The organism is Streptomyces sp. FXJ1.172, assembly GCF_001636945.3.
Classification (GTDB): domain Bacteria; phylum Actinomycetota; class Actinomycetes; order Streptomycetales; family Streptomycetaceae; genus Streptomyces.
This window is the reverse complement of record NZ_CP119133.2, coordinates 5,030,599-5,052,103: the sequence shown is the minus strand read 5'-3', so window position 1 is coordinate 5,052,103 and position 21,505 is coordinate 5,030,599. Positions and strand designations below refer to the sequence as shown.

The following is a 21,505-nucleotide window of genomic DNA, read 5'->3' as shown; positions in this document are numbered from 1 at the left end:
CGGTCCGCTACCCCGGCGCCGCTCAGTTCGCCGAGCGCCGGTCCCGTACCGACCGCCAGCGCTCCACGAGCCGCCCGTACGCCTCTCCCGCCGCCGCCCCGTCGCCGCGGCGCAGTGCCTCGATCCCGTCGGCCACGTCCGCCGCCGAGTGGTCGCCTTCCAGGTCGCCGGCCGGCAGGACGTGCACCAGACCGCCGTAGTCCAGCTCCACCAGCGAGCGCGGGTGGAACTCCTCCAGCCAGCGGCCGACGTCCACCAGGCCGTCGATCAGCGGGCCCTCCTCGACGGTGTCCTTCAGCGTGCGCAGCGCCCGCGCCACCCGGCGCCGGGCCTGCACCATGGGCGTGCGGTAGCGCAGCAGCGGGGGCACCTCGGCGGTGCCCTTCTCGTGGCGCCGCTCCTCGTCGGAGACCAGCACGAACCAGTTCAGCGGCACCTGCCAGGTCGCCGTGCGGATCCACGGGCGGGCGTCGGGGTTGCGGGCGAGCCAGCGCTCGTAGTCCTGGGCCGCCTGGCGGCGTACGACGGGCGGCAGGACCGCGTCCAGCACCGGCGCGGGCAGCTCGTCCGCCAGCTCCTCGAGCGCCAGCCAGCCACGCAGCCGGGTCCGCCAGGGGCACACGCAGACCACACCGTCGACCTCCGTCACGAAGGCGTCGCTGCTCTCGTGCACCGGCACCGCCACCGGCGGGGTGGGCAGCAAGTCGGCCAGCGAGCGGCGCAGTTCGTCCTGGTAGGAGGGGCGGTCGCAGCGGCGTGCGTAGCGCGCCCAGTGGCTGCGCTCCGGCTCCGGGAAGGCGCCCAGCGGCTCGTACACGCGCAGGTACGCGGCATAGGGGACGACCACGGAGGACACCTTCGGCACGCCTGCTCCCTCCCCATCGGATCCAGCTCGAAAACCGCTGCAAAACCACTGCAAATCGTCCCACGTACATGCGTGCGCGAGAGGCGCGCGAGAGTGATCCTGAACACTGCGCGGATGGTGGTCGGGCCGAGGCTCTACGCTCATGCCACAGCCACCCGCCACCCGCACGGGTGCTGAACCCCACTCGCCGCTATGTACACAGGAGTCACCACAGTGACCGACGTAACCGGCGCGTCTGCTGATGTCCTGCACTCCCTGTTCCACTCGGACCAGGGCGGCCATGAGCAGGTCGTGCTCTGCCAGGACCGCGCCAGCGGCCTCAAGGCCGTGATCGCCATCCACTCCACCGCCCTGGGCCCGGCCCTCGGCGGAACGCGCTTCTACCCGTACGCGACCGAGGCCGAGGCCGTGGCCGACGCGCTCAACCTCGCGCGCGGCATGTCGTACAAGAACGCCATGGCCGGCCTCGACCACGGCGGTGGCAAGGCCGTGATCATCGGCGACCCGGAGCGCGACAAGACCGAGGAACTGCTGCTCGCCTACGGCCGTATGGTCGCCTCGCTCGGCGGGCGCTACGTCACCGCGTGCGACGTCGGCACCTACGTCGCCGACATGGACGTCGTGGCCCGCGAGTGCCGCTGGACCACCGGCCGCTCCCCGGAGAACGGCGGCGCCGGCGACTCCTCCGTGCTCACCGCCTTCGGCGTCTACCAGGGCATGCGCGCCTCCGCCCAGCACCTGTGGGGCGACCCCTCGCTGCGCGGCCGCAAGGTGGGTGTCGCCGGTGTCGGCAAGGTCGGCCACCACCTGGTGAAGCACCTGCGCGACGAGGGCGCCGAGGTCGTCGTGACCGACGTGCGCGCGGACGTCGTCGAGCGGATCCTCGGCCGGCACCCCGAGGGGGTGACGGCGGTCGCCGACACCGAGGCGCTGATCCGCGTGGAGGGGCTGGACATCTACGCCCCCTGCGCGCTCGGCGGTGCCCTGAACGACGACTCCGTCCCGGTGCTCACCGCCAAGGTGGTGTGCGGCGCGGCCAACAACCAGCTCGCGCACCCGGGCGTGGAGAAGGACCTCGCCGACCGCGGGATCCTCTACGCGCCGGACTACGTGGTGAACGCGGGCGGGGTCATCCAGGTGGCCGACGAGCTGCACGGGTTCGACTTCGACCGGTGCAGGGCGAAGGCGGCGAGGATCTTCGACACCACGCTGGCCATATTCGCACGTGCGAAGGAAGACGGGATTCCGCCGGCTGCCGCGGCCGACCGGATCGCCGAGCAGCGGATGGCCGAGGCCCGCGCGGGACACACCGCACACTGACTCGGTCGTACACATGAGCGGTACCCGTCGGCGGGAACTTAGAGAGAACTCTCACTTCCACCGGCGGGTCGTTCCCCGATAAGTGGTTAAAATCGCCACTGACCAGCGAGGACAGGGCGCCTCGAAGGTTCTGGGCACACGCGCGTGCTGCGGGCGACGTACCGTATGGGCGCGGGCTCAGGTACCGTGGAAGCCCTACGGACCGGCCTCTCCACGGAGAGTCCGTTCCAGATCATGAACGCGTGTCAGACTCTGGGGCCGTTGAGCCCCTGTCACCGAGGGGGTCGAGCCATGGGGCGCGGCCGGGCCAAGGCCAAGCAGACAAAGGTCGCCCGCCAGCTGAAGTACAACAGCGGTGGGACTGACCTGTCACGTCTGGCCAGTGAACTGGGCGCATCGACTTCGAGCCAGCCGCCGAACGGCGAGCCGTTCGAGGACGATGAGAACGACGAGGACGATCTCTACTCTCGTTATGCCGACCTCTACGAGGACGACGACGAGGAAGAGGACGACAAGGATCCTCACCAACAGCACCGTCGCGGCGCTTGACCTTGCAGTGACCAGTCCGGTCGGTGGCAGAGCCACCGACCGGTTTCTGTGCTGTCCGCACGGTCACCGCCCGCCGGATCAGGCCGCGTAGTCCCCGACCAGCTCGGCGCCGGTCGCCTGCTCGGTGCGCTCGGTGATCTCGCCGGCCACCCAGGCCTCGACCCCGCGGTCGGCCAGAGTCGCGAGGGTCACATCGGCGGACTCCTGCGGGACGATCGCGATCATGCCGACGCCCATGTTCAGGGTCTTCTCCAGCTCCAGGCGCTCGACGTTCCCGGTCTTCCCGACCAGGTCGAAGATCGCGCCCGGGGTCCAGGTGGAGCGGTCGACGGTGGCGTGCAGGTGGTCCGGGATCACACGGGCCAGGTTGGCCGCGAGGCCGCCGCCGGTGATGTGCGAGAACGCGTGCACGTCCGCGGTGCGCGTCAGCGCCAGGCAGTCCAGCGAGTAGATCTTCGTGGGCTCCAGCAGCTCCTCGCCGAGGGTGCGGCCGAGGTCGGCGACCTCCGCCTCCAGGGCCAGGCCGGCGCGGTCCAGCAGGACGTGGCGGACCAGGGAGTACCCGTTCGAGTGAAGCCCGGAGGACGCCATGGCGATCACCGCGTCACCCTTACGGATGCGATCAGCGCCGAGCAGCCGGTCGGCCTCCACGACGCCCGTACCGGCGCCGGCGACGTCGAAGTCGTCCTCGCCCAGCAGACCCGGGTGTTCGGCCGTCTCGCCGCCCACCAGGGCGCATCCGGCGAGCACACAGCCCTCCGCGATGCCCTTCACGACGGCCGCGACGCGCTCGGGGTGGACCTTGCCGACGCAGATGTAGTCCGTCATGAACAGCGGCTCGGCACCGCACACCACGATGTCGTCCATGACCATGGCGACCAGGTCGTGGCCGATGGTGTCGTAGACGCCCATGCGGCGCGCGACGTCCACCTTCGTGCCGACGCCGTCCGTGGCGGAGGCGAGCAGCGGGCGCTCGTAGCGCTTGAGGGCGGAGGCGTCGAAGAGGCCGGCGAAGCCGCCGAGGCCACCGAGGACCTCGGGGCGCCGGGTCTTCTTCACCCACTCCTTCATCAGCTCGACCGCGCGGTCGCCCGCCTCGATGTCGACTCCGGCAGCCGCGTAGGAAGCACCGGTGGAACGGCCCGCCGCCGAAGGCGACTGATCAGACACAGCAGACATTGCCTGGGATCTTTCGGGTTGGTTTCTACGGGGCTTACGGGCGACGGATCGCGTCGGCCGCGGCCGTGGCGGCGGGCCCGGCGGCCAGCTCGGTCTCCAGCAGCTGCTTGCCGAGCAGCTCGGGGTCCGGCAGCTCCATCGGGTACTCGCCGTCGAAGCAGGCGCGGCACAGGTTCGGCTTGGCGATGGTGGTCGCCTCGATCATGCCGTCGATGGAGATGTACGCGAGCGAGTCGGCGCCGAGCGACGTGCCGATCTCCTCGATCGTCATACCGTTGGCGATCAGCTCCGCGCGCGTGGCGAAGTCGATGCCGAAGAAGCAGGGCCACTTCACGGGCGGCGAGGAGATCCGGATGTGGACCTCGGCGGCGCCGGCCTCGCGGAGCATGCGCACCAGGGCCCGCTGGGTGTTGCCGCGCACGATCGAGTCGTCGACGACGACCAGGCGCTTGCCCTTGATGACTTCCTTCAGCGGGTTCAGCTTCAGGCGGATGCCCAGCTGGCGGATGGTCTGCGAGGGCTGGATGAAGGTCCGGCCGACGTACGCGTTCTTCACGAGACCCGCGCCGAAGGGGATGCCGGAGGCCTCCGCGTAGCCGATGGCGGCCGGGGTGCCGGACTCCGGAGTGGCTATGACCAGGTCGGCCTCGACCGGGGCTTCCGCGGCGAGCCGGCGGCCCATCTCCACGCGGGACAGGTATACGTTCCGGCCGGCGATGTCGGTGTCCGGGCGGGCCAGGTAGACGTACTCGAAGACACAGCCCTTGGGTTTTGCTTCCGCGAATCGCGAGCTGCGCAGGCCGTTCTCGTCGATGGCGACGAACTCGCCCGGCTCGATCTCCCGCACGAAACTCGCGCCGGTGATGTCGAGAGCGGCGGTCTCGGAGGCGACCACCCAGCCGCGCTCCAGGCGGCCGAGGACGAGCGGGCGGATGCCCTGCGGGTCACGGCCGGCGTAGAGGGTGTGCTCGTCCATGAAGACGAGCGAGAAGGCGCCCCGCACCTTCGGGAGCACCGCGTGCGCGGCCTCCTCGATGGTCAGCGGCTTGCCGTCCTCGTCGACCTGGGCGGCCAGCAGGGCCGTCAGCAGATCGGTGTCGTTGGTGGCCGCGACCCGGGTGGAGCGGCTGTTGTTGTCATTGGGCAGCTCGGCGACCATCTCGGCGAGCTGCGCCGTGTTGACCAGGTTGCCGTTGTGGCCGAGCGCGATGGAGCCGTGCGCGGTGGCGCGGAACGTCGGCTGGGCGTTCTCCCACACGGAGGCGCCGGTGGTCGAGTAGCGGGCGTGTCCGACCGCGATATGACCCTGGAGCGAACCGAGCGAGGTTTCGTCGAAGACCTGGGAGACCAGGCCCATGTCCTTGAAGACGAGGATCTGGGAGCCGTTGCTGACCGCGATTCCCGCGGATTCCTGACCCCGGTGCTGGAGGGCGTAGAGCCCGAAGTACGTGAGCTTTGCGACCTCTTCACCCGGAGCCCAGACGCCGAAGACGCCGCAAGCGTCCTGGGGGCCCTTCTCGCCGGGAAGCAGATCGTGATTGAGTCGACCGTCACCACGTGGCACGGCTCCGAGTGTAGGCGAGGTCGACCACTGGTCCGAATTGGGGATACGCGCCTGTAACGGATCAGGCTCTGTGGATCATCTTGTCACTTTCTACATTCACGCAGGTCAGCGAGGTGCGGTCGGCTTCAGGAGTGTTGCTCGGAGGCCACCGGGGGGCGGTCGCGGGCGTCTTTGCCGTATGCACGAGTGAGGTGTCGCACATCATCCGGAGGCGTTACGGCTGAGGTGGACGATGTCACCGTTGCCGTCGGTGAGCGTGAGCCTCCCGTCGTCGGTCTTCGCGACGAGCGTGCCGGTGGTCAGCGCGCCGGCCAGGGCGCGCTCGAAGTCCATGCGGTCCGGGGCGCAGGCCATCCGGGTCGTGCGCAGGTCACCGAGGGTGATCCGGTCGCCGTGCACGGTCGCGCGGGCGCTGAACTGGTTGCAGCCGAGGTTGCCGGCCGCCTTTCCCTCCGCCGTGCCGTGCGTGTCGATGCGCAGGCGGGCTGTGCCGGGCGCGTGCCGGGTCGTACCGCCGACGGTGAGGCCGTCGACGCGCCAGTCGATGCCGGTGACCGGCTGCGGGGAGGTCACCGGACCACTGTCCGCCTTTCCGGTGCCGCAGGCCACCGTGAGGACGGCGAGGGCGGCGGCGACCGGCGGGATCATGCGCTGCTTGTACCGGTTCATGGGGATTCGACGGCCCGCCGGTACGACCGGTTCCGCCGCCCCCGGCTACGACATCAGCGGCAGCAGAGAGCCGATGTCCGCCCGCTCCCCACTCGCGCTCACCTCGGCCCCTTCCAGGGCGTCCTTCCAGCTCAGGCGGCCGGTGGCGAGCCGGATCCAGGTCAGCGGACCGGTCTCCACGACGTTCGGCGGGGTGCCGCGGGTGTGCCTCGGGCCCTCGACGCACTGCACGACGGCGTACGGCGGCACCCGCACCTCGGTGGAGCCGCCGGGCGCCTTCACGGCGAGGGCGTCGGCGAGCAGCCGGGTGGCGGCGGCCAGGGCCTGGCGGTCGTACGGGATCTCCAGACCCGGTACGGCGTTGGCGAGGTCGTCGGTGTGCACGACGAGTTCGACGGCGCGGGTGACGAGGTAGTCGTCCAGGGACATCGCGCCGGCGGTGGTCCGGAGGATCCGGGCGCCGGAGTGCTCCGCGAGCACGGCGCGCAGGGACTGCTCGATGTCCGCGAGGTAGGCGCCGGGGTCGGGGTGTCCGGCGGCGGTGTTCCGGGTGAACTCGTCGATGGCGGCGGCGTTGGCCGCGGTGGCGAAGGGCCAGTCGAGCGGGGTGGCGTCCGCCTTCGGCGGCTCGGGCAGGGCGAGCGCCCGGTGGATCGCGGTGAGCGCCATGCCGATGTGCGCGACCAGGTCGCGTACGGTCCACTCGCCGAGCCGGGTGGGCAGCGCGAGCTGCTCCGGGCCGAGACCGCGCACGGCCGTGCGGACATGGCCAAACTGGGCGAGGACCGCGGCGCGGGTCCGGGCGGGGTCGTAGCTGCGGGCACGCTTCTTGGCCGGGGACATGCCGGCGAGCTTATGCCGTCGGGGCGGCGCTCTTCAGGGCGTTTGCGAGGCGCCGCCGGTCACCGTTGCGGAGCCGGTGCGTCCTGGTCGGCCGTCAGGCGCTCGCGCCAGTCGCGGACGCAGGTCGGGGACACAGCGGCCAGGCGGGCTATCTCCGCGTCGTCACGTCCGTCGCCCCACGCCAGCAACCGGGTCACGGTGCGGTTCCGGGCGGCGCGGAAGTCCCTGAGCATACCTTCGAGGCGTTCCACCTCCTCGCCCTCCTGCACGAGCTGCCGGTCGACGGCGGCCCGTTCCTCGGCACGCATCTGCCACAGATAGCCGGGCAGGCCGGTGAGGACCAGGCCCTCCTCGTGCGCGGCGTTCTGGAAGCGTTCGGCGAGGGCGCCCAGCACGCAGTCCGGCACATCGGCGAGGGTGGCTCCGGGCGGCTTGGCCGCCTCCCAGGTGCGCCGGCCCTCCTCCGTCGCCTCCAGCCAGCCCCGGGCCTCCGTCGGGGTGCGGTCGCCGCAGGCCCGGGCGCGCCAGGCGTACAGCGCGGCGCGGTGGCCGTAGAAGACGTACCCCTCCTCGATCCGGCGGCCGGTGTCCTGGCAGATCCGCCCCGGCACCCCGCCGTAGCCGGAGCCGGAGCCGGACTCGGGGTCCGGCTCGGGCCGGTAGTCGGCGTAGGCGTCCAGTTCGGCGTCGGTGGCCGTGTCCCAGGAGGGGTCGCACAGGCCGGGATTGCGGGCGAGGAACGTGCCGACCTCGACCCGCCGGTCCGGCACCGGGCTCATCCGCAGCCGGGGCCAGACGACCACCCCGGAGGCGTCGAAGGCGTAGGTCGCGGCCTGCTCGATGTCGTCCCAGGCGGTGGCGGCCTCGGCGGACCACTCCAGCTCCTCGGCCGGGCCCACGCGGTGCACCGAGTCCACCAGCCGCTGCACGGCGGGCAGGATCCGCAGCGCGAGCCCGTGCAGTTCCTCGGCGGTGAAGAAGTGCCAGGAGTAGCCGTGCTGTTCGTCGTGGGCCAGGTGGGTCAGCAGGTGCACCAGCACACCGGGGGCGGGCAGTGCCCCGTCGTCGAGCGCCCCGCGCGGCACACCGGGGAGCCGGCTGTCGAGCTGCTCGCGCGGGGTGCGCCAGTCGACGTCGCCGAACCAGACCGTGCCGCTGTTCACATCGACGGCCAGCCACTGGTGGTAGCCGGTCCCCGGGCCGTACCGCTCCTCCTGCTGCTCGGCGTCCTCGTCGTGCCAGACGTACTCGGCGGGGGGCGGATTCAGCTGTACGGCCACGAAGCCGTCCTCGGCGCGGTAGCCGGTAAGGATCCGGGCCGTTCTCGGCGTGCTGTCGGCGGCGGTCATGAGGGGTGTCCTCTCGGTGGAACAGCAACCGCCGCAACCGTAGTGCGCCCGCCGGTCATTACTTCATTTTTCAGTCATTTAGCACCGGACCGGTCGGGCCCACGGTCCCCTGCGGCACACGACCGCACCGGTGTCTACGCGCATTGCGACCAGCCGTCAGGTTGGCTTGACGGCGTATCGCCGAGTGCGACCTCCGCCACACTCTCCGGCGAAGGGCCCGCCCGGACGGTGCCGGGCGGGCCCTCGTGTCGTACGACCGCTTACGCCAGGAGCGCCGGGATCGTCTCCTCGTGGGCCTTGCGCAGCTCCTCCAGGGAGAGGGTGAACTCGCCCTGGACGTCCACCGAGTCGCCGTCGACGACACCGATCCGCGTGGCCGGCAGACCACGCGCACCGCACATGTCGTTGAAGCGGACCTCCTCCGAGCGCGGCACGGCGACGATCGCGCGCCCGGCCGACTCGGAGAACAGGAAGGTGAAGGCGTCCAGGCCGTCCGGGACGACCAGACGCGCGCCCTTGCCGCCCAGCAGGGCCGACTCGACCACGGCCTGGACCAGACCGCCGTCGGACAGGTCGTGCGCGGAGTCGATCATGCCGTCGCGGGAGGCGGAGATGAGGATCTCGCCCAGCAGGCGCTCTCGCTCCAGGTCGACCTTCGGCGGGAGGCCGCCGAGGTGGTCGTGGACCACCTGGGACCAGGCCGAACCGCCGAACTCCGCACGGGTGTCGCCGAGGAGGTAGAGCAGCTGGCCCTCCTCCTGGAAGGCGACCGGGGTGCGCCGGGCCACGTCGTCGATCACGCCGAGGACGGCGACGACCGGGGTCGGGTGGATCGCCGCCTCGCCCGTCTGGTTGTACAAGGACACGTTGCCGCCCGTGACCGGGGTGCCGAGCTGCCGGCAGGCGTCCGCCAGGCCGCGCACGGCCTCCGCGAACTGCCACATCACCGCCGGGTCCTCGGGCGAGCCGAAGTTCAGGCAGTCGGAGACGGCGAGGGGCTTCGCGCCCGTGGTCGCCACGTTCCGGTAGGCCTCGGCCAGCGCCAGCTGCGCGCCCGCGTACGGGTCGAGCTTGGCGTAGCGGCCGTTGCCGTCGGTCGCGATCGCGACACCGAGGCCGCTCGCCTCGTCGATGCGGATCATGCCCGAGTCCTCGGGCTGGGCCAGCACCGTGTTGCCCTGCACGAAGTGGTCGTACTGCTGGGTGATCCACTTCTTGGAGGCCTGGTTCGGCGACGCGACCAGCTTCAGGACCTGGTCCTTCAGCTCCTCGCTCGAGGACGGCCGGGGCAGCTCGTTCGCGTCGTCCGCCTGGAGGGCGTCCTGCCAGTCCGGCCGGGCGTACGGACGCTCGTAGACCGGGCCCTCGTGCGCGACCGTGCGCGGGTCGACGTCGACGATCTTGCCGCCGTGCCAGTAGATCTCCAGGCGGTCGCCGTCGGTCACCTCACCGATGACGGTGGCGATGACGTCCCACTTCTCGCAGATCTGCAGGAACCGCTCGACCTTCTCCGGCTCCACGACCGCGCACATGCGCTCCTGCGACTCGCTCATGAGGATCTCCTCGGGCGAGAGCGTGGAGTCGCGCAGCGGTACGTCGTCCAGGGTGACTCGCATGCCGCCGGAGCCGTTCGAGGCCAGCTCGGACGTGGCGCAGGACAGGCCCGCCGCGCCGAGGTCCTGGATGCCGACGACGAGCTTCTCGCGGAAGGCCTCCAGGGTGCACTCGATGAGGAGCTTTTCCTGGAAGGGGTCGCCGACCTGGACGGCGGGACGCTTCGAGGGCTTCGCGTCGTCGAAGGTCTCACTGGCCAGGATCGAGGCACCGCCGATGCCGTCTCCGCCGGTGCGGGCGCCGTACAGGACGACCTTGTTGCCCGCGCCGGAGGCCTTGGCGAGGTGGATGTCCTCGTGCCGCATCACACCGATGGCACCGGCGTTGACCAGCGGGTTGCCCTGGTAGCAGGCGTCGAAGACGACCTCGCCGCCGATGTTGGGCAGGCCCAGGCAGTTGCCGTAGCCGCCGATGCCCGCGACCACGCCCGGCAGCACGCGCTTGGTGTCGGGGTGGTCGGCCGCGCCGAAGCGCAGGGGGTCGACCACCGCGACCGGGCGGGCGCCCATCGCGATGATGTCGCGGACGATGCCGCCCACGCCCGTGGCCGCGCCCTGGTAGGGCTCGACGTACGACGGGTGGTTGTGCGACTCGACCTTGAAGGTGACGGCGTAACCCTGGCCGACGTCCACCACGCCCGCGTTCTCGCCGATGCCGACGAGCAGGGCGTCGCTCTCGGGGGCCTTCTCGCCGAACTGGCGCAGGTGGACCTTGGAGGACTTGTACGAGCAGTGCTCGGACCACATGACCGAGTACATGGCGAGTTCGGCGCCGGTCGGGCGGCGGCCGAGGATCTCCACCACCCGCTCGTACTCGTCCTTCTTCAGGCCGAGTTCGGCCCAGGGCAGCTCGACGTCGGGGGTCGCGGCCGCGTGCTCGACCGTGTCCAGAGGCGTCCGGCTCATGCGTTGACCAGCTTCTTGAGGATCGAGGTGAAGAAGGGGAGGCCGTCGGTACGGCCCGTACCGATCAGTGGCTCTACGGCGTGCTCGGGGTGCGGCATGAGGCCCACGACATTGCCGGCCTCGTTGGTGATGCCGGCGATGTCGCGCAGCGAGCCGTTCGGATTGAAGTCCACGTAGCGGAAGACCACCCGGCCCTCCGCCTCCAGCTTGTCGAGCGTGTAGTCGTCGGCGACGTACCGGCCGTCCATGTTCTTCAGCGGGATGCGGATCTCCTGGCCCTGGCGGTAGTCGCCGGTCCAGGCCGTCTCCGCGTTCTCCACCCGCAGCTTCTGGTCGCGGCAGATGAAGTGGAGGTGGTCGTTGCCGAGCATCGCACCCGGGAGGAGGTGGGCCTCGGTGAGGACCTGGAAGCCGTTGCAGATACCGAGGACCGGCAGGCCGGCCTTCGCCTGCTCGATGACCGTCCCCATCACCGGCGAGAACCGGGAGATGGCACCGGCGCGCAGATAGTCGCCGTAGGAGAAACCACCGGGCAGCACCACGGCGTCGACCTGCTTGAGGTCCTTGTCCTTGTGCCACAGGGCGACCGGCTCGGCGCCCGCGAGACGGATCGCGCGCTGGGTGTCCCGGTCGTCCAGGCTCCCGGGGAAAGTGACGACGCCAATACGAGCGGTCACTTGGCCGCCTCCGCGACTTCCGCGGCCTCTTCCACCTTGACGGTGAAGTCCTCGATCACGGTGTTGGCGAGGAAGGATTCCGCAAGATCGTGGATGCGGGCGAGAGCGGCCTCGTCGACCGGCCCGTCAACTTCCAGTTCGAAACGCTTTCCCTGACGTACGTCCGAGATCCCTTCGAAACCCAGGCGCGGCAGCGCACGCTGGACCGCCTGGCCCTGGGGGTCGAGGATCTCCGGCTTGAGCATGACGTCGACTACGACGCGTGCCACTGGCACTCCCGGTGTGTGGTGCTGAGCAGGTTCCTTCAGACTACCCGCACAAAATTTCTACGCGGGTAGAGTTGTAGGAAACTACGTGAGGCGCATCACGATCGGGTGTCGAAGCCGTGCGGTCGCGAAAAGTTCTGGGAAAGTTCCACAGTCCGCCCCGTCCGCCTATTGCACCGGGACACGCAGACGGATTTAGTCGGGCTTCACTTTGCATTGCCGGGCACTGTACAAATGAATTGGCAATAGCCGATACTCGGCACGTCCTCGGCGATGAGCTGTATCGACGTGCCGCACGAAGGGACCGATATTCGTGGCGCAAAAGGTCGTGGTCACTCTCTTTGACGACATCGACGGCTCGGAAGCGGCGGAAACGATCGCCTTCGGACTCGACGGCAAGTCGTACGAGATCGACCTCAACGCATCCAACGCCAAAAAGCTGCGCAAGGCGCTCGCGCCCTACGTCGAGGCCGGCCGCAAGCGGTCGCGGTCCGGCAAGGCGTACAAGCAGACGGAGGTCGCCCCCGACCCGGCGGCCGTCCGTGCCTGGGCCCAGGCCAACAAGATGGACGTACCGGCCCGCGGACGCATCCCCAAGAAGGTCTACGAGGCCTTCAGCGCCGCGCAGTGAGCCCGCGAAGGGGCAGCCCTCAGGGTCCGTCAGCGGGCCCTGGGGGCCGTGCACTTGGCCGGGTGCCCGGCCTGACACCCGGCCGCGGACGGGCCGCCACGGGGACCTCGGGGGAACCGACTTGCGCGACCCCCCTGTTGATCAGCTAATGTCTGGAGCACGCCGAGGGGCGAGGCCGAAAGGCCGGAGCCTCGAGGACCGTGCGGGTGTAGTTCAGTAGCAGAACATCCCCCTTCCAGGGGGAAGGCGCAGTGTGCGATTCCTGTCACCCGCTCTGGCACCGGTCACAACCACTCTTGTGGATCAGGTAGGCTGGTGCTCGCACCGATCGGTGGGAGCCGGTCGGGGGCAGTGCGGACGTAGCTCAGTTGGTAGAGCGCAACCTTGCCAAGGTTGAGGTCGCGAGTTCGAGCCTCGTCGTCCGCTCCAGCGAAAGCCCCGGTCATCACGACCGGGGTTTTTTCGTGCTCGTACGCCTCTGACATTTGTCATGCCGAGTGATGACACCGCGCACTGCCGATCCGCTCCGGCCGCCGGGACGCTGGCGTCATGGACTACGACGAACACGAACACGTGATTGAGGTCACCGACCTCAAGCGCGTCTACGGGGGCGGGTTCGAGGCCGTACGCGGAATCTCCTTCTCCGTCACCCGCGGGGAGATCTTCGCACTGCTCGGCACCAACGGCGCGGGAAAGACCTCGACCGTCGAATTGCTGGAGGGACTCGCCGCACCCGCCGGGGGCCGGGTCCGCGTCCTCGGTCACGATCCGTACCGCGAACGGGCCGCCGTACGGCCCCGCACCGGCGTGATGCTCCAGGAGGGCGGTTTCCCCGCCGAACTGACCGTCGCCGAGACCGCCCGGATGTGGGCGGGGTGCACGAGCGGGGCGCGGCCCGAAGCGGAGGTGCTGGAGCTGGTCGGGCTCGCGGACAGGCACGAGGTGCGCGTCAAGCAGCTCTCCGGCGGTGAACGGCGCCGGCTCGACCTGGCGCTCGCCCTCCTCGGCGACCCCGAGGTGCTCTTCCTCGACGAGCCGACGACCGGGCTCGACGCGGAAGGCCGCCAAGACACCTGGGAGTTGGTGCGGGCGCTGCGCGACGCGGGGACGACGGTCCTGCTCACCACGCACTACTTGGAAGAGGCCGAGGGCCTCGCCGACCGGCTCGCGATCCTGCACGGGGGCCGCATCGCCGTCTCCGGCACCCCGGCCGAGGTGACCGCCGGCCGGCCCTCCCGGATGTCCTTCGAACTGCCCGACGGCTACTTCCTCGGCGACCTTCCCCCACTGGCCGACCTCGGCGTCTGCGGCCACGAGAGCGAGGGCAGGGTCGTACGGCTGCGCACGGCGCAGTTGCAGCGGACCGCGACCGGCGTCCTGGCCTGGGCCGAGCGGAACGGGGTCGAACTGCGCGGCCTGGACGTGCGATCGGCCTCGCTGGAGGAGGCGTTCCTCGGCATCGCCCGCGAGCAGGCGCAGGAGGCGGCGGCATGAACGAAGTCCGGGCAGCGGCGACCGCGGGGCGCGAAGGCACGAGCGCGGTCGGGGCGGACGCGAAGGCGGGGGACGAAGGCGTGCGCGGGATCAGGACGGACGCGAAGGCGGAGGACGAAAGCGTGCGCGGGATCAAGGCGGGCGCGACGGCGGGGCGCGGAGGTGCCGGCAGGGCCGGGGCGGCCTCGGAGGCGGGGCGGCGGGGCGGGGCTGCGCCAGTGCTCGCCCGGCGGCGGTTGCGGGCGCTGGCGCAGGCCGAACTCGCCCTCCTGGGACGCAACCGCGGGGTCGTCCTCACCGCGCTCCTCGTGCCGCTCACGCTGCCGTTCAGCATGCGGTCGGCCGCTGGCGGGCTGGACCTGAAGCAGCGCGGGCTGAGTCTGGGCGCGGTGATGATGACGGCCGCGATCGGCTTCTCCTTCCTCTTCGCCGTCTACACCTCCCTGGTCAACGCCTACGTCGCCCGCCGCGAGGAACTCGTCCTCAAGCGGCTGCGCACCGGCGAACTCTCCGACGCCGAGATCCTCACCGGCACGGCCCTGCCCGCGGTCGCACTGGGACTCGCCCAGGCCCTGGTGGTCTGCGCGGGCTGCGCCGTGCTGCTGCACACCGGCATGCCCAAGGCCCCGTATCTGACCCTGCTCGGGCTCGTGGCGGGGTACGTGACGAGCGCCGCGCTGGCCGCGCTCACCGCCTCGTTCACCAAGACCGTGGAGAGCGGGCAGGTCACCGCGCTGCCGCTGATGCTCGTGTCGATGCTCGGCTCCGGCATGATGATCCCGACCGAGGTCATGCCCGGCCGGCTCGCCTCCGTCTGCGAACTCCTTCCGCTGTCCCCCGCGATCCGGCTGGTCCGCGGGGGCTGGACCGGCCAGTTGAGCGCGTACGAGGCGCTGGGCGCGACGGCGACCGCGCTGGCCTGGACGTACCTGGCGGTGTTTGCTGTACGGCGGTGGTTCCGGTGGGAGCCACGGCGGTAGGACACGGGGCGTGACAGGGGGATCCGGGGGATGAGCGGGCCGCGCGGCTGGTGGCGGGGCAAGAGCCGACCGGCGCAGGTGGAGACGTACACACGCTGGTCGTTCTACTTCTTCTCCGTCGTGGAGATCACCGGGGTGGGGCTGCCCGCGCTCGGGCACACCCCGCCGTGGCTCGCGGGCTGGCTGCTCGCCATGGTCGTCGGGCACGCGGTGGTGACCACGGTGACCGCCTCCCTGGCCCTGGACTGGACGCGCGGCCGGCGCGCCCGGCCGGCGCGGGCCCTGTGGACGCTCGGCACCGTCACGGTCGTCCTGGCGGTGACCGTCCTCGTACTGCACCGGTACGGGTCGGTCGGCCGGGGCACCGGGACCGCCGTCGGCACGGTCTACGGCGGCCTGATGTCCTGGGGCGGGGGCCTGCTGACGCTCGGCGTCCGGGGCCGGCGGCAGATGCTCACGATCGTCTCCGGCTTCGCCGTCGGCGCGGGAGTGCTGTCCGTTCCGCTGGGGGTGCCCTGGCCCGTCGCGGCGGTCGCGGCGGTCATGGTGTTCCTGTGCGCCGGATTCCTCGCCGTCACCTGCCTGTTCTCCGTGTGGCTGCTCGACTCCGTGTACGAGCTGGACGAGGCCCGCGAGACCCGGACCCGGCTCGCCGTCGCCGAGGAACGGCTGCGGTTCGGGCGGGATCTGCACGACGTCCTCGGGCGCAATCTCTCCGTCATCTCCCTCAAGAGCGAGCTGGCCGTCCAACTGGCCCGGCGGGGGCGGCCGGAGGCGGTGGAGCAGATGATCGAGGTGCAGCGCATCGCGCATGAGTCGCAGCGCGAGGTGCGGGCCGTCGTACGCGGCTACCGGGACGCCGACCTGGGCGCCGAACTGGCCGGTGCGCAGGGCGTGTTGGCGGCCGCCGGGATCGACTGCGAGGTCAGCGCGGAGCCGGCGGGGCTGCCGGCCGACGTGCAGTCCGCGCTCGGCTGGGTGGTGCGCGAGGCCACCACCAATGTGCTGCGGCACGGGGACGCCGGACGCTGCACGCTGTGGCTGCGGGTGCTGCAGGGGCGTGTGGTGCTGACGGTGGAGAACGACGGAGTGTCCGGAACCTCCGACGGGGGTGGGGGTTCCGGGCTCGCCGGGCTGCGGGAACGGCTGGCCGTCCTGGCCGGGACGCTTCAGGCGGGCGCCGTCGCCGGGGACCGGTTCCGGCTGGTGGCCGAGGTGCCACTGAGACAGGAAGTGAGTGAAGTCACATCATGACCACTCCGGTACGGCTGTTGCTCGCCGACGACGAGCACCTGATCCGGGGCGCCCTGGCGGCCCTGCTGTCGCTGGAGGACGATCTGCTGATCGTCGCGGAGGCGGCGACCGGACCCGAGGCCCTCGCCATGGCCCGCGCCCACGCGCCCGACGTGGCCGTGCTCGATCTGCAGATGCCGGGCGCCGACGGTGTGAAGGTCGCCACATCCCTGCGCACCGAACTGCCCGGCTGCCAGGTGCTGATCGTCACCGGGCACGGACGCCCCGGCCACCTGAAACGCGCCCTCGCGGCCGGTGTGCGCGGGTTCGTCCCGAAGACCGTCAGCGCCCAGCGGCTCGCCGAGATCATCCGTACCGTGCACGCCGGAAACCGCTACGTCGACCCGGAGTTGGCCGCCGACGCGATCTCCGCGGGGGACTCCCCGCTGACCGCGCGGGAGGCCGAGGTGCTGGAGCTGGCGGCCGACGGAGCGCCGGTCGCGGAGATCGCCGAGCGGGCCGGGCTGTCCCCGGGGACGGTGCGGAACTACCTCTCCTCGGCCGTCACGAAGCTCGGCGCCGAGAACCGTCATACGGCAGTGCGCCTCGCACGGGAGCGAGGTTGGGTATAGTTGCTCTCGCGCCACGGCGCACTGCGGACGTAGCTCAGTTGGTAGAGCGCAACCTTGCCAAGGTTGAGGTCGCGAGTTCGAGCCTCGTCGTCCGCTCCATGAAGAAGCCCCCGGCTCCGGCCGGGGGCTTCTTGCGTTCCCCCCGGCGCACCGGGGGGACAGGGAGATCAGCTCCAGCTCAGGCCCGTGAGGCGCTCGTACGCCTCCACGTACTTCTGCCGGGTCGCCTCCACGACCTGCCGCGGCAGCGGCGGCGGGGGCTGCTCGCCGCGCCGGTCCCAGCCCGACTCGGCCGAGGTCAGCCAGTTCCGCACGAACTGCTTGTCGTACGACGGCTGCGTGCGGCCCGGCTGCCATGCGTCGGCGGGCCAGAAGCGGGAGGAGTCCGGGGTGAGGACCTCGTCGGCGAGGACGAGCGTGTCGCCGTCGAAGCCGAACTCGAACTTGGTGTCGGCCAGGATGATGCCCCGGTCGCGGGCGATGTCCCGGGCGCGGGAGTACACGGCGAGGGTGGCCTGGCGCAGCTGGGCGGCGGTCTCGGCGCCGACCTGGCGGGCGACCTCCTCGTAGGAGACGTTCTCGTCGTGCTCGCCGACCTCGGCCTTGGTGGCCGGGGTGAAGATCGGGGCGGGCAGCTCCGAGCCGTCGACGAGGCCTTCGGGGAGGGCGAGGCCGCAGACCGTACGGGACTCGTCGTACTCGAGCAGGCCCGAACCGGTGAGGTAGCCGCGGGCCACGCACTCCACCGGGACCATCTTCAGCTGCTTGCAGACCAGCGTGCGGCCCGCCCAGTCGGCCGGGGCACCCTCGGGGACCTCGGTGCTGATGACGTGGTTGGGGGCGAGGTCGCGCAGCTGGTCGAACCACCACAGGGAGAGCTGGGTGAGGACGCGGCCCTTGTCGGGGATCTCGGTGGGCAGCACCCAGTCGTAAGCGGACATGCGGTCACTGGCGACCATCACGAGGTCGCCCGCCTCGTTCTGGTACAGCTCGCGCACCTTTCCGGTGTGCAGGTGCACCAGGCCCGGAACCTGGATCGGCTCGGGCTTTTCTACGAATCCGGACACGGTTCCTCCCCGTGGTTCTGTCCAAGTGCCTCGATTCTCCCGTATGCGGTGGTCCACCGCGTTCGGGGGGTCAGTCGCGTTTGCAGATGCGGTCCAGGAGGTTCGCCGTGGCGCGCTGGATGCGGGGGTCCACATGGCCGGGGCGGTCCAGGGCGGGGGACCAGGCGAAGGTGCCGGAGGCGAACACCCAGGCGCCGGAGGGGGCGCGGTAGAGGGAGGTCTCCTGGTGGCGCGGGACGCCGTCGTTGTCGGTGTAGGGGGAGTGGGCGAGCAGGATGCGCTCGTCGTGCTCGGGCAGCGGGGTGCGCGGGAAGTACCGGTCGGCCTCGCCGGCCACCAGGCCCTCGATCTCGTCGCCCTCGTGCGCGCCGGCCGCCTCCCACAGCCAGTGGCCGGCGTTGCGGACGATCAGCGGGGCCGGCTCGGGCACCCGGCCGGCGTACTGGATGCCGACCACCTGCTGCTCGGGCCGGTCGATCTCCCGCCACAGCACCGGCCTTCCGGGGCCCTTGCGCTTGCGGCAGGTCAGCAGCCGGTCCGCCTCGCCGGCCGGGGACGGGCCCAACTCGACCTGCCAGTACATGGTGTTGGCGGACAGGAAGACCAGCGAGGTGCCCCGGTCGCGGGCGTCCTCGACGGCCCGGCGCATCGGCACCGACCAGTACTCGTCGTGGCCCGGGAAGACCAGGCCCCGGTAGCGGGTGGGGTCGATGCGGCCGGCGTGCAGATCGCGGGCGTCGGCGTAGGCGAGGTCGTAGCCGTAGCGCTCGGCCCAGCGGATGAAGTCGTAGGCGTGGCCGACGTGCAGGGGCAGGCCCGCGCCCGCGTAGGGGCGGTCGAAGGAGACCGTGGTGGCCGCGTCGGCCTCGCCGAGCAGCCTGCCCTTCTCGTCCCAGGCGTGGTAGAGGCTCGCGCCGGTGCGGCCGTCCTCCGGGTAGAGGTTGTACGCCTGCCAGGTGACGTCGGGCAGCAGCAGGAGCAGGTCGGCCGGGTGGTCGTCGCGGACCGTGAAGGGCACGTGGGAGCGGTAGCCGTCGACGGTGGTCAGGACGGCCACATAGGCGCCGATGTGCCAGTGCGCGGGCACCTGCAGACGCCAGGAGAGCCACCAGTGGTGGCAGGAGACCGTGCGGTCGGCGGTCAGCGGGGCGGGCTGGACGATGCCGGACAGGCGCGGGCTGGTGGTGATCTTGGCGGCGCCGTCCCCGCCGTAGTGGCCGATCCGGTAGATGTCGACGCTGAACTCCTGCGGCGGGTCGACCGTGATGCGGAAGTCGATCGCCTCGCCGGGCGCGACCGTGCCGGTGGAGGTGAAGCCCTTGATCTGGCGGTGCACGTCGTCGGCCGCGCGGGGGCCGGGCACCCGTTGGGCGGGGCCGACCCCGGCGAGCTGCTGCCGGCTCGGGTCGACGTACCAGGGCACGACATGACCGGTGTCGTCGAAGTAGGTCTCGCTGCCGCGCAGCCAGGGCACCGGGCCCTGGCCGAAGGGGTCCGTGACGGCGTGCGCGAGCGCTCCGGACTCCCAGCGGCGGATGTGGTCCGAGGCCATGACCGCTCCCCTCCCTCAGGTCCCCCGTGTCATCCCTGTCTCGGTGGTGCTCGCTGTGCTCGGTGGTACTCGCCGTGCTCGATGTGCTCGGTGGTACTCGCCGTGCTCGGCCGTGCTGTCGTATGTCGCACGCCTTTGCCAGGTGCGTGGTCGCTCCCAGCACATCACATAACGCACGCGCTCGGTCACTAGTCGTTGCGAATTGACCTGAAGTGGAAGACGGAGCTTCCGGTGGACGACGTCCGTCAGACGAGCCGTACAGGCTTCTCGGGGCGTATCCCGCACGCGGCCAGCCAGTCGCGCAGGGGCCCCGGGTCGCCCTCCTCGATCAGGCTGAGCACCCTGGGCGTGAGGTCGGCGGCCCGCTCGCCGTCCAGCAGCAGGGAGGGGCCGTCCAGCCAGTCCAGGGCGGGGACCGCGCCGCCGGTGTCGACGGCCGCGCAGCACACCATCGCCGTGACATGGTCGGCGAGCAGATCGCGGCCGCTGCGCGGCGGCTGCAGCGGGAAGAGGGGCAGCCCCGCGTCGTCCCACAGGGCGCTCTCGGGCCCGCGGTCCGCCGTGGCCGCGCCCCTGGGCGCCGCGGCCTCCTCACGGGCCAGCTCGGCGCTCAGCCCGGCGGCGAGGGCGGCACTGCGCTCCGTACCGGGATCGGCGTCCTCGTCGGGGTCCTCGGGGAGTTCTTCGGCCACGCGGGGAGCCTCGTACGGCAGGACGGCGGCCGGCTCGGTGAGGTGGTCCAGGACGCGGGCCAGGGTGGGGCCGCCGGGGTCGGGGGCCGTGGGGTCGACCGCGGGGCGCACGCCGAGCAGGTCCAGGACGCGGTGCAGCCGGGCCGCCTCGGCGCGCCAGGTGCGGTCCACGACCTCCTCCGGATACGCCTGCCAGTCCACCGGCGCCCAGGCGGGGCCGGACTCGGCGGGCCCGCCGTGGAAGAGCCGGGCGGCGAGCAGCGAGGTGGCCTCGTCCACCGTGCCGGGCTCCTCCAGCAGGTCACAGGCGGGACGCTCGCCGAGCCGGGAGGCGAAGCCCTCGGCCAGCCGGTCGCGCCGGGACAGCTCGGTGAGCGCGGCCACCACGCCCGCGTCCAGCCGGGAGGGCCACCGGCCCATGCGCCAGGCGGGCAGCGCGACCCGGGTCAGCAGCCGGTCCCAGCCGGCGTAGGCGAGGCCGACCTGCTCCTGGGCGACGATCCTGAGGCCGTAGTCGACCGCCTGGGCCCGCTCGGCCGCCGCGGCGGCGACCCCGCGCTCCATCTGCGTCGCATGCTCCCGGCAGCCGCGCAGCAGCAGCCGGGACACCCAGCCGAGCAGTGCGCACGCCCCGCGGACCAGCGGGCGGCGGCCGGGCGCCGAGGCGACCGCGAGCGCCGCGTCCAGCCCCCGTACGAAGCGGCGGGCGGCCGCTATGTCCGGGTGCGCCGAGGGGCCCGTACCGGCCACGACCGGGGCGAGGACCGCGCGCAGCTCGCCGACGCGCATCCACCACAGGAACGGGGAGCCGATCACCAGGACCGGCGCGACGGGCGTGCGGCGGTGGGCGTGCGGGCCCGCTATCTCGTCGGGCGCCGAGCGGGCAGGCGGGGAGTGGGCCGTGTGCGTACGGTCCTCCAGCCAGCTGTCGCAGTCCGGGGTGAGCGCCACGGCCGACGGGGCCGGGACGTCCAGCCGGTCGGCGAGGTCGCGCACCATCCGGTACAGCTCCGGGGCGGACTTCTCCGGGACCGGCACCGTGGGCGTCATCGCGGGGCGGGCCCGGGCCACGACCAGGGCGATGCCGGTGGCGGCCAGCAACACCAGCACGGCGAGCACGCCCACCGCCCAGCGGGCGGCGTCCCAGCCCGGGCCGACGAGGTGGCCGGTGGCACCGCCGGTCAGCAGGATCACCGCGGCGCCCGCGGGCAGCAGGGCCGTGGCCAGTGCCCGGCCCCGGACCCGAAGGACGGCGAGGGCCCGGGAACGCGCGGCCTGCGCGCCCGCCTCCGCACCGATTCCGCTCACGTGCCGACCTCACCCCCTCGCTGCCGTTGCCGTGCTTGCCTGGTGGTGCTCACTCCCCCACTGTGGCACCAGCCACTGACATCGCAATGCCGGTGGGCCAAGTGCCGGAACGCTTG

The 21,505-nt window shown here is 71.7% G+C and carries 19 protein-coding genes and 3 tRNA genes; 10 read left to right on the top strand and 12 right to left on the bottom strand.

All coding sequences use genetic code 11. The annotated features are described in order from the left end of the window. Nucleotides 1–22 precede the first annotated feature (22 nt). Nucleotides 23–865: a hypothetical protein gene (locus A6P39_RS22550; RefSeq protein ID WP_067056222.1), complete on the bottom strand. Its 843-nt coding sequence runs from the start codon at nt 863–865 to the stop codon at nt 23–25. 213 nt (nt 866–1,078) lie between these two features. Here A6P39_RS22550 and A6P39_RS22545 point away from each other — a divergent pair, with 213 nt between their 5' ends. Then, complete coding sequence (locus tag A6P39_RS22545) at nt 1,079–2,185, top strand: Leu/Phe/Val dehydrogenase (RefSeq protein WP_067056225.1); 1,107 nt, start codon at nt 1,079–1,081, stop codon at nt 2,183–2,185. A gap of 291 nt (nt 2,186–2,476) precedes the next feature. Next, a complete protein-coding gene (locus A6P39_RS22540; RefSeq protein WP_023548946.1) occupies nt 2,477–2,734 on the top strand; it encodes a DUF3073 domain-containing protein in 258 nt (85 codons plus the stop codon). Between the two features lie 78 nt (nt 2,735–2,812). Here A6P39_RS22540 and purM read toward each other — a convergent pair whose 3' ends face one another. From purM to purS, 8 genes are all read right to left on the bottom strand, one after another. Next, nucleotides 2,813–3,904, bottom strand: a complete 1,092-nt coding sequence (gene purM / locus A6P39_RS22535) for a phosphoribosylformylglycinamidine cyclo-ligase (protein WP_234379283.1) — start codon at nt 3,902–3,904, stop codon at nt 2,813–2,815. A 43-nt stretch (nt 3,905–3,947) separates the two neighbouring features. After that, nucleotides 3,948–5,477 (bottom strand): amidophosphoribosyltransferase, encoded by a 1,530-nt coding sequence (gene purF, locus A6P39_RS22530; RefSeq protein ID WP_067056232.1) that lies wholly within the window; start codon nt 5,475–5,477, stop codon nt 3,948–3,950. Between the two features lie 201 nt (nt 5,478–5,678). Further along, nucleotides 5,679–6,146, bottom strand: a complete 468-nt coding sequence (locus tag A6P39_RS22525) for an META domain-containing protein (RefSeq protein WP_067056235.1) — start codon at nt 6,144–6,146, stop codon at nt 5,679–5,681. Nucleotides 6,147–6,191: 45 nt separating this feature from the next. After that, on the bottom strand, nt 6,192–6,989 hold the full coding sequence (locus A6P39_RS22520) for a maleylpyruvate isomerase family mycothiol-dependent enzyme (RefSeq protein ID WP_067056238.1): 798 nt from the start codon (nt 6,987–6,989) through the stop codon (nt 6,192–6,194). 59 nt (nt 6,990–7,048) lie between these two features. Next, nucleotides 7,049–8,338: a hypothetical protein gene (locus A6P39_RS22515; protein WP_067056242.1), complete on the bottom strand. Its 1,290-nt coding sequence runs from the start codon at nt 8,336–8,338 to the stop codon at nt 7,049–7,051. A gap of 260 nt (nt 8,339–8,598) precedes the next feature. Further along, nucleotides 8,599–10,857, bottom strand: coding sequence for a phosphoribosylformylglycinamidine synthase subunit PurL (gene purL / locus A6P39_RS22510; protein ID WP_067056245.1), 2,259 nt, complete (start codon nt 10,855–10,857; stop codon nt 8,599–8,601). Further along, a complete protein-coding gene (gene purQ, locus A6P39_RS22505) occupies nt 10,854–11,534 on the bottom strand; it encodes a phosphoribosylformylglycinamidine synthase subunit PurQ (protein ID WP_067056248.1) in 681 nt (226 codons plus the stop codon). Before purQ ends, purL begins: the two co-directional genes overlap by 4 nt. Further along, on the bottom strand, nt 11,531–11,803 hold the full coding sequence (purS, locus tag A6P39_RS22500; RefSeq protein WP_067056252.1) for a phosphoribosylformylglycinamidine synthase subunit PurS: 273 nt from the start codon (nt 11,801–11,803) through the stop codon (nt 11,531–11,533). Before purS ends, purQ begins: the two co-directional genes overlap by 4 nt. Before the next feature lie 310 nt (nt 11,804–12,113). On the opposite strand from purS, the gene A6P39_RS22495 reads away from it, so the two are divergent. The 8 genes from A6P39_RS22495 (at nt 12,114) to A6P39_RS22460 (ending at nt 16,869) form a co-directional block, all read left to right on the top strand. Beyond that, nucleotides 12,114–12,431 (top strand): histone-like nucleoid-structuring protein Lsr2, encoded by a 318-nt coding sequence (locus A6P39_RS22495; protein WP_067056255.1) that lies wholly within the window; start codon nt 12,114–12,116, stop codon nt 12,429–12,431. A 202-nt stretch (nt 12,432–12,633) separates the two neighbouring features. Next, a tRNA-Gly gene (locus A6P39_RS22490) sits at nt 12,634–12,705 on the top strand. A 79-nt stretch (nt 12,706–12,784) separates the two neighbouring features. Then, nucleotides 12,785–12,860, top strand: a tRNA-Gly gene (locus A6P39_RS22485). A gap of 120 nt (nt 12,861–12,980) precedes the next feature. Then, nucleotides 12,981–13,925 (top strand): ABC transporter ATP-binding protein, encoded by a 945-nt coding sequence (locus A6P39_RS22480; RefSeq protein ID WP_067056258.1) that lies wholly within the window; start codon nt 12,981–12,983, stop codon nt 13,923–13,925. 218 nt (nt 13,926–14,143) lie between these two features. Next, on the top strand, nt 14,144–14,905 hold the full coding sequence (locus tag A6P39_RS22475) for an ABC transporter permease (RefSeq protein WP_234379285.1): 762 nt from the start codon (nt 14,144–14,146) through the stop codon (nt 14,903–14,905). 30 nt (nt 14,906–14,935) lie between these two features. Further along, complete coding sequence (locus A6P39_RS22470; protein WP_067056261.1) at nt 14,936–16,159, top strand: sensor histidine kinase; 1,224 nt, start codon at nt 14,936–14,938, stop codon at nt 16,157–16,159. Then, nucleotides 16,156–16,770 (top strand): response regulator transcription factor, encoded by a 615-nt coding sequence (locus A6P39_RS22465; protein ID WP_067056264.1) that lies wholly within the window; start codon nt 16,156–16,158, stop codon nt 16,768–16,770. Before A6P39_RS22470 ends, A6P39_RS22465 begins: the two co-directional genes overlap by 4 nt. 23 nt (nt 16,771–16,793) lie before the next feature. After that, nucleotides 16,794–16,869: transfer RNA gene (locus tag A6P39_RS22460), tRNA-Gly, on the top strand. Nucleotides 16,870–16,937: 68 nt separating this feature from the next. Here A6P39_RS22460 and A6P39_RS22455 read toward each other — a convergent pair. The 3 genes from A6P39_RS22455 to A6P39_RS22445 all read right to left on the bottom strand — a co-directional run bounded on the left by A6P39_RS22455 (nt 16,938) and on the right by A6P39_RS22445 (nt 21,389). After that, nucleotides 16,938–17,837 carry a phosphoribosylaminoimidazolesuccinocarboxamide synthase gene (locus A6P39_RS22455; RefSeq protein WP_067056267.1) on the bottom strand — a complete coding sequence of 300 codons (900 nt, stop codon included), beginning with the start codon at nt 17,835–17,837 and terminating at the stop codon, nt 16,938–16,940. 70 nt (nt 17,838–17,907) lie between these two features. Next, nucleotides 17,908–19,389, bottom strand: a complete 1,482-nt coding sequence (locus tag A6P39_RS22450; RefSeq protein ID WP_067056269.1) for a N,N-dimethylformamidase beta subunit family domain-containing protein — start codon at nt 19,387–19,389, stop codon at nt 17,908–17,910. 245 nt (nt 19,390–19,634) lie between these two features. Next, entirely contained in the window at nt 19,635–21,389 is a 1,755-nt protein-coding gene (locus A6P39_RS22445) for a hypothetical protein (RefSeq protein ID WP_275883888.1), read from the bottom strand. Between the last annotated feature and the right edge of the window lie 116 nt (nt 21,390–21,505).

Bases quoted from the DNA above. Each gene is read 5' to 3' on its own strand.
- A6P39_RS22480 (WP_067056258.1), top strand. From the start codon at position 12,981: ATGGACTACGACGAACACGAACACGTGATTGAGGTCACCGACCTCAAG.
- A6P39_RS22465 (WP_067056264.1), top strand. From the start codon at position 16,156: ATGACCACTCCGGTACGGCTGTTGCTCGCCGACGACGAGCACCTGATC.
- purL (WP_067056245.1), bottom strand. From the start codon at position 10,857: ATGAGCCGGACGCCTCTGGACACGGTCGAGCACGCGGCCGCGACCCCC.
- A6P39_RS22520 (WP_067056238.1), bottom strand. From the start codon at position 6,989: ATGTCCCCGGCCAAGAAGCGTGCCCGCAGCTACGACCCCGCCCGGACC.
- A6P39_RS22515 (WP_067056242.1), bottom strand. From the start codon at position 8,338: ATGACCGCCGCCGACAGCACGCCGAGAACGGCCCGGATCCTTACCGGC.
- A6P39_RS22525 (WP_067056235.1), bottom strand. From the start codon at position 6,146: ATGAACCGGTACAAGCAGCGCATGATCCCGCCGGTCGCCGCCGCCCTC.
- A6P39_RS22450 (WP_067056269.1), bottom strand. From the start codon at position 19,389: ATGGCCTCGGACCACATCCGCCGCTGGGAGTCCGGAGCGCTCGCGCAC.
- A6P39_RS22540 (WP_023548946.1), top strand. From the start codon at position 2,477: ATGGGGCGCGGCCGGGCCAAGGCCAAGCAGACAAAGGTCGCCCGCCAG.
- A6P39_RS22470 (WP_067056261.1), top strand. From the start codon at position 14,936: ATGAGCGGGCCGCGCGGCTGGTGGCGGGGCAAGAGCCGACCGGCGCAG.